The organism is Ruegeria sp. ABV4_181, from assembly GCF_056158465.1.
In genome coordinates, this window is record NZ_JBSWTI010000005.1 from 42,804 (window position 1) to 57,976 (window position 15,173).

General features: G+C 55.3%; 14 protein-coding genes. 3 read left to right on the forward strand and 11 right to left on the reverse strand.

The window, feature by feature from the left end; genetic code table 11:
* Positions 1 to 153: 153 nt before the first annotated feature.
* The 7 genes from ACXAC3_RS19115 to ACXAC3_RS19145 form a co-directional block, all read right to left on the reverse strand.
* Complete coding sequence (locus ACXAC3_RS19115; RefSeq protein ID WP_475163800.1) at positions 154 to 1,272, reverse strand: ABC transporter permease; 1,119 nt, start codon at positions 1,270 to 1,272, stop codon at positions 154 to 156.
* A complete protein-coding gene (gene rbbA, locus ACXAC3_RS19120; protein WP_475163801.1) occupies positions 1,273 to 3,969 on the reverse strand; it encodes a ribosome-associated ATPase/putative transporter RbbA in 2,697 nt (898 codons plus the stop codon).
* A complete protein-coding gene (locus ACXAC3_RS19125) occupies positions 3,966 to 4,961 on the reverse strand; it encodes an HlyD family secretion protein (RefSeq protein WP_475163802.1) in 996 nt (331 codons plus the stop codon). The genes rbbA and ACXAC3_RS19125 overlap by 4 nt, the downstream gene beginning before the upstream one ends.
* Before the next feature lie 347 nt (positions 4,962 to 5,308).
* A complete protein-coding gene (locus ACXAC3_RS19130; protein ID WP_475163804.1) occupies positions 5,309 to 5,686 on the reverse strand; it encodes a SnoaL-like domain-containing protein in 378 nt (125 codons plus the stop codon).
* A gap of 28 nt (positions 5,687 to 5,714) precedes the next feature.
* Entirely contained in the window at positions 5,715 to 5,855 is a 141-nt protein-coding gene (locus ACXAC3_RS19135; RefSeq protein ID WP_475163805.1) for a hypothetical protein, read from the reverse strand.
* 288 nt (positions 5,856 to 6,143) lie between these two features.
* On the reverse strand, positions 6,144 to 6,929 hold the full coding sequence (locus ACXAC3_RS19140; protein WP_475163808.1) for a formate/nitrite transporter family protein: 786 nt from the start codon (positions 6,927 to 6,929) through the stop codon (positions 6,144 to 6,146).
* A gap of 345 nt (positions 6,930 to 7,274) precedes the next feature.
* Positions 7,275 to 7,721, reverse strand: a complete 447-nt coding sequence (locus ACXAC3_RS19145) for a universal stress protein (RefSeq protein ID WP_475163809.1) — start codon at positions 7,719 to 7,721, stop codon at positions 7,275 to 7,277.
* Between the two features lie 271 nt (positions 7,722 to 7,992).
* On the opposite strand from ACXAC3_RS19145, the gene ACXAC3_RS19150 reads away from it, so the two are divergent.
* Together ACXAC3_RS19150 and ACXAC3_RS19155 are read left to right on the forward strand one after the other, a co-directional pair.
* Positions 7,993 to 8,478: a hypothetical protein gene (locus ACXAC3_RS19150; RefSeq protein ID WP_475163812.1), complete on the forward strand. Its 486-nt coding sequence runs from the start codon at positions 7,993 to 7,995 to the stop codon at positions 8,476 to 8,478.
* Positions 8,479 to 8,612: 134 nt separating this feature from the next.
* On the forward strand, positions 8,613 to 9,137 hold the full coding sequence (locus ACXAC3_RS19155; RefSeq protein WP_475163814.1) for a flavodoxin domain-containing protein: 525 nt from the start codon (positions 8,613 to 8,615) through the stop codon (positions 9,135 to 9,137).
* A gap of 115 nt (positions 9,138 to 9,252) precedes the next feature.
* Here the strand turns inward: ACXAC3_RS19155 and ACXAC3_RS19160 are convergent, their stop codons facing one another.
* A complete protein-coding gene (locus ACXAC3_RS19160; protein ID WP_306372990.1) occupies positions 9,253 to 9,558 on the reverse strand; it encodes an ArsR/SmtB family transcription factor in 306 nt (101 codons plus the stop codon).
* A gap of 753 nt (positions 9,559 to 10,311) precedes the next feature.
* On the opposite strand from ACXAC3_RS19160, the gene ACXAC3_RS19165 reads away from it, so the two are divergent.
* On the forward strand, positions 10,312 to 11,553 hold the full coding sequence (locus ACXAC3_RS19165) for a cytochrome P450 (RefSeq protein WP_475163816.1): 1,242 nt from the start codon (positions 10,312 to 10,314) through the stop codon (positions 11,551 to 11,553).
* Positions 11,554 to 11,712: 159 nt separating this feature from the next.
* On the opposite strand, the gene ACXAC3_RS19170 is transcribed toward ACXAC3_RS19165, so the two are convergent.
* The 3 genes from ACXAC3_RS19170 to ACXAC3_RS19180 all read right to left on the reverse strand — a co-directional run bounded on the left by ACXAC3_RS19170 (position 11,713) and on the right by ACXAC3_RS19180 (position 15,083).
* Complete coding sequence (locus tag ACXAC3_RS19170; RefSeq protein ID WP_475163819.1) at positions 11,713 to 12,750, reverse strand: hypothetical protein; 1,038 nt, start codon at positions 12,748 to 12,750, stop codon at positions 11,713 to 11,715.
* An 87-nt stretch (positions 12,751 to 12,837) separates the two neighbouring features.
* A complete protein-coding gene (locus ACXAC3_RS19175) occupies positions 12,838 to 14,667 on the reverse strand; it encodes a relaxase/mobilization nuclease domain-containing protein (protein ID WP_475163821.1) in 1,830 nt (609 codons plus the stop codon).
* Entirely contained in the window at positions 14,664 to 15,083 is a 420-nt protein-coding gene (locus ACXAC3_RS19180) for a ribbon-helix-helix protein, CopG family (RefSeq protein ID WP_475163824.1), read from the reverse strand. Before ACXAC3_RS19180 ends, ACXAC3_RS19175 begins: the two co-directional genes overlap by 4 nt.
* Positions 15,084 to 15,173 lie beyond the last annotated feature (90 nt).

A 15,173-nucleotide genomic window follows, 5' to 3' on the forward strand; every position in this document is an offset into this window, starting at 1 on the left:
TTATGGCAAAAAACGCGTCTAATTACCTTGATCTTGCGCAACCAAGCGTCCTTGGTATCGCGTCAAGAGACATCCCGGCCGTATCGGCATTCTGAATGAAACAAGGCGTATTACCGGTCATACGTCCAGGTCAAGGGGCAATCTGATCTGACTCTATTGCGCCACGGAGCGTCTGAAAAGCATCAGGCTTGACGCCAGAAGGATTGCGCCCAGTATCGCCATCCATAAGAACTCTGGCCAGACCGTTTCAAACCCCGCGCCCTTGAAGATGATGGATTGGCTGGCGGACATATAGTGGCGGGAAGGAAGGATCGATGTTCCGAACTGAAGCCAGTCGGGCTGACCCTCGATCGGTGTCTCTCCTCCTGACAGCATCAGCATTGGAAGGACTGTCAGCATTACCACAAGCGCGAACTGCGCCATTGAGCGCGCAATCGTTGCAAGAAATACCCCAAGTGCGGTTGCTGTGAAAAGAAACAGCGCGGTGCCAAAAAGAAACAACACCTTCGACCCCGCGATGTTGATCCCCAAGAAACCTTGCATAACAAAGGTCAGTGATAAGGCGGCCGCGACAAGAACCACCGCTGCGTTTGCCCAAATCTTGGCCATCGCAATGTCAAACGGGGTAAGCGGCATCGCAAGCAGGTGTTCTATTGTGCCATGTTCACGCTCGCGGATCATCGCGGCACCGGTGAGGATCGTGGTCAGCCACATGATCTGGCCGATGAGCGCCACGATGCCGGCAAAACGAACAGTATCACGGTTGGGATTGAACGCACTGCGCATGATGATATCGACAGGCAATGTCTCTATCAGGTCCGCACCGATGGCAAAGCGACGGATCTCGGCGCTGAGGATATTGATGATATAGTTTGCACCAATCCCGGCCTGTTCCATCGCCGTCGCATCAATCAGAACCTGAATTTCCGGCGTGCGCCCGGCGCGAACATCTTTCTCGAACCCTGGTGGTACCGCGACCACAAACAGGAAATGCCCAGCATCCATCTTTTCGGCTCCGGTACCCGGTGCGATCTGGACAACGGGTTGAAACTCAGGAGGGAAGAACGCCGTAGCAAGAGACCGTGAAAGGGGCGAGCCATCCTCATCGGCAAATGCAATGGAGGCATTGTTGACCGAGTTCGAAACCCCTGTCGCCTCCATCACGGGTGCCAGCGTGAATGACCAGACCAGCAGCGCCATCATCACCCAGTCACGTCGAAGGCTCATCATTTCTTTCAAGCCAAGCCAGAAGATGCAGGACAACCGTTGCATTCACTTCTCCTGCGCTCGAAGCAAAAGGGCCGCGATCAGCGTCAGCACCGGCCCGAAACAGGCCAGGGCGAGAAGATCGGGGGCAAGCGCATCCCAGCCCAGCCCTTTGGTGAAGGCACCGACATTCAGGTGCAGGAAATAGGATGACGGCCAGAGCGATCCGATTGTCTGCGCACCGCCTTCAAGCGTTGAAACCGGCTGCAGCAGGCCCGAGAACTGAATGGTCGGTACGACCGAGGCGATGGCGGTGGCGAAGGTAGCGGCCACCTGGCTTGAGGTCATGGTCGCAATGAGCAGCCCATAAGATGTGGTCGCCCAGACATACAGCAACGCGCCAATCGCCAGGGGAACCGGGTTGCCTTTGAGCGGTACATCAAAAACAAGGACCGTCATTCCGGCCAAGAGCAGGAAATTGGCGAACGCGATTGCAATATAGGGGATTTGTTTGCCAATCAGAAACTCAAGGCGCGTCGTTGGCGTCGCATAGAAATTGGTGATTGTTCCCAACTCTTTCTCACGCGCGACGCTGACCGCCATCAGAACTGCCGGCAACATTATCAACAGGATTGCGGGCATGGCCGGGGCCATTGCGGCAATACTCTCAAAACTCTGATTGTATCTGAAGCGCGGCTCGATACGGGCGATCTCGGCCGGATGCACACCGTTTTTGCGTGCCATTGCTTCCAAAAAGGTATTGTGGAGCCCTGCCACATAGCCCTCCACTGTCTCGCCTTTGAACGGGATTGCGCCGTCCACAATTGCAAGCACGTCCGTTGCTTCACCAGAGCGGATCTTGCGCCCAAAATCAGGTGGGAGTTCGACAACCAGCGAGGAATCTCCTCGGGCCAGCCGTTCATGGCCCTCATCGATACTCGTCAGTGGCTTCGTTGGGTTGAAGTAGCGCGATCCGGAAATCTCGGCAATGTAGGCGCGGCTTTCGGGCCCCTGTGACAAATCCAGTACCGCGAAATCCAGTTCTTCGATGTCCAGAGTAATCCCATAGCAAAAGACCAGCATCAGGATCACCGAGCCCAGGAACGCAAACGCCAAACGCACGCGGTCGCGCAAAATCTCGATGGTTTCACGCCTCGTATATGCCAGTGCGCGCCTGATACCCCCGCCAGCGCTGACATCAGGGGCATGAACCGAAGCCTCAGGCGCTGTCACCAGTGCCGGAGGGTCAGCCGCTCTCAGTACAGTAACAAATGCTTCCTCCAGACTGTCTGCCTGTGCCGCGGCGATCAACTCATCCGGTGTTCCCTCAGCCAGAACCCGGCCCGCATGCATGAATGACACCCGATCACAGCGCTCTGCTTCGGCCATGAAGTGGGTCGAGACGAAAATCGTTACATCCTCATCTCTCGAAAGCTCAATCAGCAGCGACCAAAACGAGTCGCGCGCCTCAGGGTCCACCCCCGAGGTTGGCTCATCCAGGATCAGCACGCGAGGTCGGTGGATCACAGCGACCGCCAGGGAGAGCCGTTGCTTGATGCCAAGTGGCAGCGCCGTGGCCAGCATGTCCATATGTGCAATCAGGCCAAAGCGCTTTGCCAATTCATTGATACGCCTCTCTCGGTCCGTGATCGCAAAGATGCGGGCGTGAAGCTCAAGGTTCTGTCGAACGGTCAACTCGCCATAAAGAGAAAATGCCTGGCTCATATAGCCAACCTCGCGACGCATCCTCAGGTCGCGCGCGTCAACCGGCCTTCCGAATAATAGCGCCTCACCCTCACTTGCGGGCAATAGACCTGTCAGCATTTTCATGGTTGTCGACTTGCCGCAGCCGTTCGATCCGAGGAAACCGAAGATCTCACTACGGTTGATTGAGAATTCGACGTCATTGACCGCGGTGAAATCGCCAAAGCGCCGCGTCAATCCACGTGCCGTGATCACCGGGTCGGCCTCACGCTGATGTATGGGCGCTTTCTTTGGTGCGATCAGGGGATCTCCGTGCGCCTGCAGCCGCCAGTAGGATGTTTCAAGATCACGGGCTTCCCCCTTCAACTCTGCCGGAGCACCATGGAAAAGCACGCGCCCGGCATCCATTGCGACGATAAAGTCGAATTCTTCGGCTTCTTCCATATAGGCTGTTGAAACCAGTATGGAGAGGTCGGGTGTAGCCTCTCGGACCGCGTCGATCAGTGCCCAGAATTGACGCCGCGACAGTGGGTCGATACCGGTGGTCGGCTCATCCAGAACCAAAAGCTTAGGGTCATGGATCAGTGCGCAACACAACCCGAGCTTCTGTTTCATACCGCCCGAGAGTTTTCCCATCAGCCGATCAGAGAAAGGCGCAAGCCCGGTTGCTGACAACAATGCTGCAATCCGGAAGTCACGCTTCTGCTGCCCCTGTCCGAAGAGACGCGAAAAGAACTCAAGGTTCTCGCGCACAGACAATTCTGCATAGAGATTACGGCCCAACCCCTGCGGCATAAATGCGATCGCAGGGCAGATATGGTGACGATGGGCGCGGTCGTCGATCGATCCACCGAGAACCTTGATCACACCGGATTGAAGCTTCTTCGCGCCGGTGATCAAACCCAAAAGCGTTGATTTGCCAACCCCGTCAGGCCCGATCAGCCCAATAAGCTGCCCAACCGGCAGATCAAGCGACAGGTTATCGAGTGCAATGCGCTGGCGATACTTATGCGTGACACCACTGACGCAGAAATCAGATTTGCCCGCCTGGGAATTCATTCGAACAATTCGGGTGGAATCCGCCTTTCCAGATATTCCGGCCATACACTGTCAGAAGAAAGCCTTATCACAGCGATACCGCGAAGGCCGGTTTTCACATGTTCGATCCGTTCTGCGATCAGATCCTCAGGAATGCGAACCCGAACGCGAAAGACCAACTGTTCACGCTCGCTTAATGTCTCGACCTGCTTCGGAGTGAACTGGGCTTCGGGGGACACAAAAGTGACGGTTGCAGGAATGGCAAAATCCGGCAAGGCATCGAGCACTATGCGCGCCTCAGCCCCGATGGGCAGCAACCCCGCTTCGCGTGCGGGCAGGTACACGTCCAAATAAACGTTTTCTAAACTGAGAAGCGTGAGGATCGGCTCACCCGCGCCAACAACTTCACCGGGCTCAGCCAGTCTGTAAAGAACGCGCCCTGGCATGGGAGCAACAAGCGAAGCATCCTCGATCTGAGCAGTGATCCGGCGCACTTCGGCTTCGGCAGCCGCGATCTGGCTGTCCGAGGTTGCAACCCGGGCCTTGGCGGCACCCAGAACGGCGTCGGCAACCTGAAATGCGGTTTCGCGATCTTCAAAGACTGTCATCGAAATGTTTTGACCGGCCAACAGTGCCTTTGCCCGTTCCAGTTCCTGCGCCGCGCGACGCTGTTGGCTTTCTCGTTGAACAACAACAGCCTCGGCTTCGGCCTTGGCTTGACGCGCCAATGCTACCTCGGCTTTGGCGCGATCAAGCGCTGCAGACAGTTCATCGGTGTCCATCTCGACCAGATGCTCACCCGCAGCAACCAAGTTTCCTTCTGCCGCCAATACCTGTGCAACCCGCCCGGCGAAAGTGGGGGCAATTTCCACTTGTTCGGCCTCTATCCGTCCATTGCCTTGTACAAAACCATCGGGCAATTCACTGCTGTCTTCAGAAACGAAAACGTACATCGCCGCGCCTGCGAGAAGGAGCGTTACGACGATCAGCATTGTGTGCACGTACTTATTCATGATCTGGCGTACCGCAGTTAGAGCTACCAGGTGACGTTAACTCAACCCCCGCAAAATGCTTTGCTTTGGATCAAACTGAGCGCTTTAGAGTGTTGTTCAGGCCGTATTCGGGTGGAAAACCGGTGTAGAAGTCTGGTTGTTGACCCATATCAATGGCTCGAGGCGGATATCACGGCGTGACGTTCAATTTTGGTTGCGCCGAACTGGCAGTAATGTTGTGCAAGCGCAAGTATCCTGTGGGCTGAACAAGTGCCCGATTGTCCATCTATCGTGTCAAAGCACCCACAAGTCATACTTCCAGCGCTTGGAAAAAACCAACTCTGCGTCAGTGTTGCCGATCGCTGTTATTACTTCGGCATCATGAAGAACTCTTCCAGTACAATTTTCCCATCTGCTACTGAATAAACTGCGATCTCCCTCAGAGTCATATGTCGGCCCGTATCTTTCTGCGTTACGTCAACCTTAAATCGTACACCGAAACGGTTTGGGGGATGAACATAAGGGCCATCCACGTCGAATTTGATGATTTCATAGGCTGCCAGCCAATCCTCTCTTTTTCCTTTGATAGCTTCCCGGCCTTTGGTGATGCGAAACTGTCGAACCGGAGGCACAACCGCCTCTATCGATTGAGCGTTCTCGGCATACATTTCATCAACACTTACAAGGCCCCTGCGATCACGCATTGCCTGAACAAATGTTCGTCCAATCTCGACTAATTCTTCCATGATAGCCCCCATTTTGGCATCAACTGTATCACATCTTACCTTTTCCAATCTTGACGAGGATCAATGAATTAAGATGTTGGCGAAGAATCCAGTTCGGGAAAGAGAGGGCAACTAGTGCAATGGCAAAGAACGGCCCAATTCCCGGTACCGTCATCAGCCAGTGCGCCATCTCCTTGCCTCGTGGTCGGTGAGTTACCTCCGCATCCAACTCTCATATCTGACTGATCAACCGGCCCGCATCCCAATCAGCGGACTTAGGCAAGCCTGTGCCGCTTCCCCTCGTGTTGCACCATCATGCGACAACCGATATCGACCACGAAGACAACCATGATCCCGGCATCTAGACTATCAAGTGCAGGACAAGCTTGATCTGGGCTGCACAATTAGACAACGCCTTCAAAACCAACTGAAACCGATCGTTTTGCTCTGGCAGGCGCTGTGATCGAAGAAGTGGGTCTTAACGTTTAGTAGCGCCAAGAAAAGCAAACCAGTAGGCCAAGGCGACTCCTCCCGCCCCGCCGACAATGTTGCCCAGAGTAACCCACAATAGATTGGTCGCCGCCGAGAAAACCGGCACAGTTGCCCCCGCTGCCCAACCCTGCGGGAAGAAAAACATGTTCGCAATCGAATGCTCGAGCCCCAGCAACACAAAAGCAGTGACGGGCCACAAAACGGCCAGAACTTTGCCGGCAACGCTGCGGGCGGCAAAGGACAGCCATACAGCAAGGCATACCAACCCGTTGCACAATGCGCCACGCGCGAAGGCCTCCATCGGTTCCAACCCCGCTTTGGCATCGGCTATCACCACGGCGGTATTGCCCATCGGCCCCTCGAGCAGGCCGGTCAGAGAGAAGGCCAATGCGAGTCCGAGGGCGCCCGCGAAGTTTCCGGCGTAGACGATGCCCCAGCTTCGAAACAGCAGTCGCAGCGGTATCTTGCGGTCGACCGCTGCGATCACCATCAAAACATTACCGGTGAATAACTCTGCACCACCTGCGATCACCAGGATAAGGCCCAAGGAAAACACCGCGCCACCCAGAACGCGGATCGGCCCCGAAGCGCTGTCTGCCCCAGTAACCGCCATCGTATAGGCAGCTGCGCCAAATCCTATGAATGCTCCGGCCAGCATCGCAAGAACGAACATGGGTGCCACTGGCAACTTTGCCTTTGCGACCCCTGCAGTCTCGACTAACGTTGCGATTTCAGCGGGTTTATGAGCATCAAAAGGGGTCGGTGCGTTCATGTGGTGCTCCAGAGTTAGCACGATCTACGTAGCAGAAAATTTACGGCCTACCCTCTGAACTTGAGCCATTGCGCATATAAAAGGGGAGATCATCTGTTCCCTCATGGTTCGGGTAGTTCCGCCTGACACAGTTTGGTTTCCGGTCATCGCCACAGGCAACCATGAACTCTATTTCAGCCCCCGTTTTCGTGCCACTGTTATGAAGCAGTGGATGCCTGTCTCTATTTACACAATCGGGAATTCAGCGCCGCGGAGTGGCCATCGAATCTTCGTTCTGTCACGGAGCTTCAATGCAAAGCTTTATGATCGTCCTCGGTTTGTGCCGGTTGGGGCCAAGTTTAAAAACTAGGCAACGGTTAAAACCGCGCAAGTGGCATTCCGACTGATGCCTTGAGAGGTGCTCCCTTGAATCAGGCTACCAATGCTTCCCAATCCGCGGCGGCCCGTCACAATCAGGTCAGCTTTGCATTGCTCGGCGCATGCGATGATCTCGTCGACCGGATCACCGCGTTGGGTATGCGTTTGCGAAACCGTCTGATTGTATTCTTTGGCAATCTCTTTACCCGCGGAAATGATCTTGTCTGCTGCCTGCTGAACTTCTTCGTCTGAAGGCATTGTCGTGACGGCGTGATAGCCAGCAACCGCGCCCATTGCGAAAGCCACGGTTTGCGGCTGAGGTGTATGGACAAGGTGAATTTGGGAGCCATATTTGCTTGAGATATCACAGGCAACGCGTAGTGCTGATTCTGACGCCTCCGATCCATCCAAGCCAACCACGATTTTATTGAACATGTCGCACTCCCTCCTTTGTGAGGGGTCAGTATGGGCGAACTTGCGGCAACTAGCATTGACTCAAATCAACACTTTTCGCTGCAAATTCGAGCGTATTCGTCCGTCCATTTCCAGAAGATTCACGGTAACTGAACCAACTTTGATAATCGTTGGAGTTGCAAACGGGTCAACCCAAAGGGGCAACAGAGCATATCTATTGCGAAAAACCTCCCGCAGACGCTGCTTTTTTCAAAGGGTGTCAATTTATGCCCAATGATAAAGATCAAGGGAAATGGCGAGAAAAATTGCTACTATGGACGTGCGTTTCAGTCCGTTTGGCGAGATCGGTGGATTGCCTACGACACGAAATTCAATCTTATTCCTGAGGAAAACAACGATGCCTTCCTCTCCGCCTTGGGTTCGCCCAGTTGCAATAGCCGCAGCACTCTTTGGTCTCTTTACCATTTTCTCAGGAGGAACGGCTCTGTTTGGGGGTGCTGCTGCCAAAGCTGCAGTCGGAGATGCAGTTCCATTCGTGCTTTGGTTCAATTTTCTGGCTGGATTTGTCTATTTGGTTGGCGCATTCGCAATCTACAAGTCCACAATCTGGGCACAACGCATTGCCTGGTTGATTGGCTTATCTACACTATTGGTGTTTGCTGTTCTAATTTTAGTGGCTGTTAGTGGCACGCCATTTGAATGGCGAACCGTCGGTGCAATGACCATGCGCACTGGATTTTGGCTTGCCATAGCTTTTGTGCTTTCCAGGACAGTATGAGCCAGTCATTTCGACGTCGCGCCTTTACCCAGATTGCTTAGAGAGACCGGCATTTTTGATTGAAATCAAAGGCCGTGGCGAAGAGTTTCGGCATAGTAAGTTCGCTGTTTAGACCGGTTTGCGGGAGCGTCATTATGACAGTACTTATTGCCTACGGAACTATTGAAGGTCAGACCGCCAAGATTTCGCGCTTCATCAACAAAGTCACATTAGGCGCAGGATACGAAACTAGGCTGATCGATATCGACCAACTGGCAGGTCCAGTGTCTTTGGAAGATGTAGACCACGTTATCCTTGCGGCTCCCGTCCATGAACGCCGGCACCCCAAGCCGTTCGAGGAGTTTTTAGAAAGGCACCATGACGCATTATCCAAGCGAAAATCACTTTTGCTTTCCGTCAGTTTAAAAGCAGCTTTTCAGAAAGGTCAGGAGGACGCGCGGGACTATCTCACCGAAATGCTGATGCGAACGAATTTCGAACCAGACGCGACCGCCTTGGTCGCTGGTGCCGTACGGCCTGATAGTTACGGGTATTTTGAAAGAGAGATCGTCCAACACGTTGTCATGCTAGGCCAGAAGATTGATCCACGAGATGGATTGAGAGAATTCACTGATTGGGATGCGTTGAAAACAACCGTAACAGCATTCCAGGACGATTAGGTCTGCCGTCACCTCGGAGAGCATCGAACCAATGACAGAGTTCGGCCGGCCTTTGCAGAGTGGGATTTCTCCATCACGCCAAAACGCGGTGCATTTGCTGCCCCGTGTCCGTTTCTCACAACTCGCTCACATCGTTGCAAAACAGCTCATACAATACTGCCACAACCGCTGATACTCTCTGATCGGCAATCCTGTAATAGATGCTCTTTCCGTCACGCCTGGCGTCAATCAAACCGGAAAGGCGCAGCCGGGATAGCTGTTGCGAGGCGGCGGCCTGCCGCATGGAGAACGTCTGTTGGATTTCGCCGACGGACTTTTCACCACTGAGCAGCAGGCACAATATCTGCAAACGGCCGTCATGCGCCATGGCCTTCAGAAACTCGGTTGCTTCAAGAGCATTCTGGCTGAGATCCGATTTCAAGCGGTGCCCCAAATAGAAGGATATATCTTGATATAATTATCACTGGCACCTGTCTCTCTGCCACAAATAAGCGGCGAAGAGGAAATTGCGGGTAGTGCGGTCAAATGATGCTATGCACGCAATGGGATTGGAGTGGCTGCGGCAGACAGTATTCACAGCACGAAGCTATACTGCGTTCGCGCCACCAACGATACACGCGCCGTTCTACAGGTCATACCCATCATCCTCGCGGGTATGCGACACCTGCTCTCGCAAATGAACAGTCTCCTGCACAACTTCAGCAATCCGGCTCGACGCTGCCTGTTGCAACTCCCCGACAACGGCCTCAGCACGTCGATAGCTAACCGGCATCGGGCTGCGACGAAAGTATGGTTTCGGTTCCGGCAAAATCCACGCCCGTAAATGACCGTTTTGGCGACATGCGCTGCGCCGCGACAACAAAATGCTGCGTCAGCGAATGAATGCCGCGTCAGCGAAACATGGAATTCGAATGACGGCAAAGTCCGCATCGCCGACAGCAGCTGACAACGATCGAACGACCGCCTTGCTGGACGGATAAACTACTACGGTGAAGGCCATGCATTGATGGGAACCGGTTAGCGAGCAGCCTGGGTCGGGAGGGAGTGTAGGTCGTTGGGCCAGATTGATGGCCGCGCCGCTTCGTCAGTGTGCCCTTTCCCTCATCTCAATCAGCAGCTCTGCGTAGTGACCTGGATGGTTGGCGTTCGCTCAGCCGGGGCGATACAGTCTGACATGGCGAACAAAAATACACGAGATCTTCCGGCAATTGATATTGCGGCGAAGTCCTTCATCGAGAACCCGGCCGAAGACCTTGCGAGGTTACGCGAGAGCGGCCCCCTGGCGCGCGCGCGTCTTCCACTCTTTGGCGAGTTGCTGTTGACCACAGACGACCGCACGGCGCGCAGCCTGCTGAAAGACCCCCGTTTCAGCCGAGATCCGGCTGCGGCAGGCGGCAAACCTATCCAGACGTATTTCTGGTGGATGCCGCGGTTCATGCGCCCGCTCATGGAGTCGATGCTGGCAAAAGACGGCGACGAGCACAAACGACTGCGCTCACTCGTCGACCGCGCCTTCTCTCGCCACTCGATCGAAGACATGCGCCCCGACATCGAGGCCATGGCCAATGGCTTGCTCGACGCCTTGCCCACGGATCGTCCCGTGGACATCGTCAAAACCTATGCCGCCCCTCTGCCGCTCATGGCGATTTGCGCCCTACTTGGTGTGCCAGAACATGATCGGCCGAAGGTGTCGCGGTGGATTTCTCCGATCTCACGCCCGCGCGGGGTTCTTACCATTCCATTTGCGATGCCGGGGCTCTATCGGACGATGACCTACTTTCGCGGCATGTTCGATCAGGTTCGTTCCGATCCGGAAAGCGTTGCGCCTGGGTTGATCCGTGAACTGACTTTGGTGGAGGAAGAAGGTGACCGGCTGACCGAGAACGAGCTCTTGTCGATGGTTTTCACACTCTTCACCGCCGGGCACGTCACAACGGTCCACCTGATCTCGGACGCGCTCGCGGGACTTCTTGGCCGCGCGGAGCCGGCGATGTCCATCACCTCTGATCCCACACACCTCTCGCTCGCCGTAGAGGAGTTCATGCGGTACTACACGCCCGTGCTCATGACCAAGGCCCACTTCGCAAAGGAAGACCTCGACTTTCACGGGGTACCCATCAAGCGCGGCGACAAGCTGTCAGCGCTGCTAATAGGTGCCAATCACGATCCGGCCCGGTTTGAGAACCCCGAGCAAATGAAGCTCGATCGCCGTCCGAACGCCCATCTGGGGTTCGGCCATGGCATCCATGTCTGTCTCGGGATGCAGCTTGCCAGGATCGAGGCGCATGTGGCACTGGAGCGTCTGTTTGAACGGTTTTCCAATGCACGTCTCGCCGGTCCACCTAAGACACTACACTTCAGCCGCCAGATCGGAGTTCGCGGGATCGACCGGCTGGAGTTAATCTTACGACCATAGCCCGATCTAGCGTTCGCCCGATAGGCCCGCATCCCTGACTTCGGGTCGGCCTGAATGTATTCAGGCGGTCGAAATGGCGCGTCGCTCGTCAGTATGAGTTTTTCGCGGAAACTCTGAAAGTGGGCGCGCGCCGTAGCTAAAGGCGGCAATCAGCCCTGTCTACAAGCTGTGAACCTCATCCTTATGGATTTGGACGGCCTGTTCGCGGGTATGGGCAATCTCTTGCAACACGGCGGCAATCTTGCTGGATGAAACTTGGTGCAGCTCACCGACAACGGCCTCGGCGCGCTCGTAGCTGTCCAGAACGCCTTGGCTATTGAAGTGGGCGGCAGCGGTGGAAATGTCCGCGTCTCGCCAAGTCGCCGTGGTGCCGACTGAAACGCTGTCATGATTGTTGTAGCGGGCCAGGAAGGTGTTTCCATCGAGTCCGAAGCTGTTGGCGGTCGCCACAATGTCATCACGCACAGCCAGCCATTTTTCGGCCTCTGTCGGGTCCAGGTTGTCCAACTCGGCCGCATTCATGGACGTGGTGTAACTGTCATCAGCAACAGTGTACGCCTGCAGGTCGGTGTCGTATGGGCGCAGTTCAGCGACCTCGCCCTTCAGCTCTCCGATCTGGACGTCCATAGAGGCGCGCAAATGCGGATCTTCGACCTCTCGTGCAAGAGCCTCCATGTTCTCGATGGACTTCCAGATGTCCCTGGTCTGTTGTTCGTAGGTCTCGAAACCGACCTGCCCCAAGGCCGATTGCATATACTGAACATAGCGATCACCGGGCGACTGGTAGTCGTCGGACTCCTGAAATTCTTTGTCGCCCGACAGATCCGCAAGGGACGAATAGTAGGGGTGATACAGGTCGTATTCCTGAGCATCACTCATGTGTTGAGACACCAATGCCTGCATATCGTTCAGATCTACCGGCTCCCCTGACCGCTCCGCAGCCTCCAATTCGGTTTTCAGTTCTTCGACCAGATCTTGTTGCGCCGTATGTTCGTCAACACGGCGGTTGGCCTGGTCCTCGATATCAGCCAGTCGGCCACCGATGGCGGCATTGTCATACCCCATACGCCGATGCTCTTTCGTGATGATGTCGATCTGCTCAGAAACGCGATCTTCACGCGGGGCGGATTGATCAAATCTGGAATAGGGTGCGAAGTGTTCGACTTCGTTCAAAAGATAGTCTGTACGAGAAACCATAGTTTGTCCTTTGTGAGTTGATGGAAAACTCTGTGAAGGATCTGTCTGCGGCGTTGGCGCGCTCGTCAGGCAGACCGGGTGAAGTCCTTATAAGCTGTGTCCGTCATCGTCACCGCGCCCTTGCACGAGCGGGTGCGTTGCATGGGCGTGAACCTCCGAGAGTTCTTCGGAGATTGCGATGATCCTGGAAGACGCAAGCTGGTGCAGCTCATCAACAACGGCCTCGGCGCGGTCAATGCTGTCGGACAATCCTTGCGCCTGGAAATGGGCTGCTGTGGTCGAGATATCGTCGTTGCGCCACCCCATTGTTGTGCCCAAAGTGACGTTGTGATGATCGCCAAAGCGCGCAACAAAAGCCTCGCCATCGAGGCCGTAGCTGCTGGCTGTGTCGGTGACTTCCTTGCGGATCGCGGCCCACTTGTCGGCCGCTGGATAGTCCAGGACATCCATTTCGGCGATGTCCATCATCGTTGAATAACGCCGGTCTTCGATGATGAAGGCTTGAAGGTCCGGATCATTGGTGCGCAGATCCGCAACCTCGCCCTTCAACTCGCCAATCTGAACATCCATTGCGACACGCAGATGAGGGTCGTCAACCTCACGGGCAAGCCCTTCCATCTTGTAGATGGAATGCAGCAATTCTTTGGTCTGGGCCTGGAAGTCCTCATAGGCCCCCTCGCCCAAGGTGTCCTGCATATAGACCTCGTAGCGGCGCGCTGCCTGGGCATAATCAGCGGACGCCTGGAACGCCTTGTCATCGACAATGTCAGCAAGGGCCGACAGATACGGGTGGCTCTGTTCGTTGTCCCGAACGTCGCTGATATGGGCAACGACCTGAGCCTTCAGCTCGGGTGCTATTGTGTCCTCGGACCCACCTGTTTCGATGTGCCGCCGCAGGTTGCTCATGACCTCGGGCGACACGTAAGACGCGTACCCCGGCGCGCCGTAATCATCAAAATGATGGGCTTGATCCAATAGGTGTTCCAGTCGCGAAACCACTGGCTCCTCTCCGTCTACGAGTTGGATGGCAAACTCTTCAATCCGGTCTTTGACGGCGTTGGCGCGCTCATCAAACAGATCCGACATTCTTGCGATGGAGAGAGTCATCACATCACCGGCCATGTCGCGGGCCGTAACTTCGACTTCCGGAGTGGTTTCAACAAGTGACAGTCCGGCCTGAACTTTCCACGTATCGGTCTCGACTTCCTGCCGCAATCCGCGCTCAAGGCGGGTCGTGGCGGTCAGCTCAATGCCGTATCCTTCGGCAACCTCAACCTGGATGGCGCGCTGAACATCTATGTTCATGTCGCTGCTCATGCCCATAGCGAGCCACTGCCCATGCTCGACACCTCGGTTGTTCACAACGATGTGGACATGGGGGTTATCGGTGTCGTTGTGGAACACGGTCAGATAGTCCCAGCTATCGCCAAAATCACCGCTGCCAAACAGGCGGTCTGCGAACTCCAAACCGGCCTCATGCGCGGCATCCGGATAGGTGCCTTCGGGAAAAGAAACGATCATGTGGCGGGTGTAACCGTAGTTGGTTTTCCCGTTGAAATCCTCGGCCCAGGTCTCGATCAGATCACTGACCTGATCCGCATCGAGCGGGGTCACGCCATTGTCCCGGATGTCCAACACGCCCTCTGCTCGGACGGTCAGATAGTTGATCTGGCGGCGCAGCTCATGGGCGTTTTTCACCCCGCCTTTGCGGACGTGCTTCACAACCGCCTCGGGCTTTCCAACCACGGCACCCAGCCGTGCCTTGATGGATGAGGCCCGGGAGATCATGAACTTCATACGCTTGGCGGTTTGCAGCTGCTGGCTGATCTGCTTGGACCGATCGACACCCTTTTGCGCTTCGCGGAAGGCAAGCTCAAGGAAATCCCCTGCTGTCAGATTGCGGGCTGCGGCGTTCATTCTTCAGGTGTCCAATCGTCGTCGCGCAAGATCCGGCGAATGGCGGATTCAGGCTCTCGGTTTCGGCGAGCAGCAGTGATGATCGCCTTCAAGTCTTGCCGGTGCTGGATGATCGCACGATGGAGATTTTCGACGTCGCACCGGTCGTCATCCGTCCAGATCACCGAGCCGCGCTTGGCCGATTTCGCCAGTTGATTGAGGTTGGTGTATCCACCCTGGACCTGGCGCAGATGCTGCTGCCAGAGATCTACAACAGCGGGGTCAGGATCGAGATAGCCGATCAGACGATAGATTAGTCGCTGGATGATCTGGTTGCGGCTCTTAGCACCAAGCGCACCCACGGCCTCCTCCAATCGCTCCAACGCATCTGACGGCAATCGAACAGAGAAGACTGTGGTGTCGGAGGGCTTGCTCAATCTATACCTCTGGTTGTATTTTGATTTTGTAACACAACTACCTTATCCTGTCATACACTCCAAGAGGAAACCGGGGGTGATTTTGGAAAT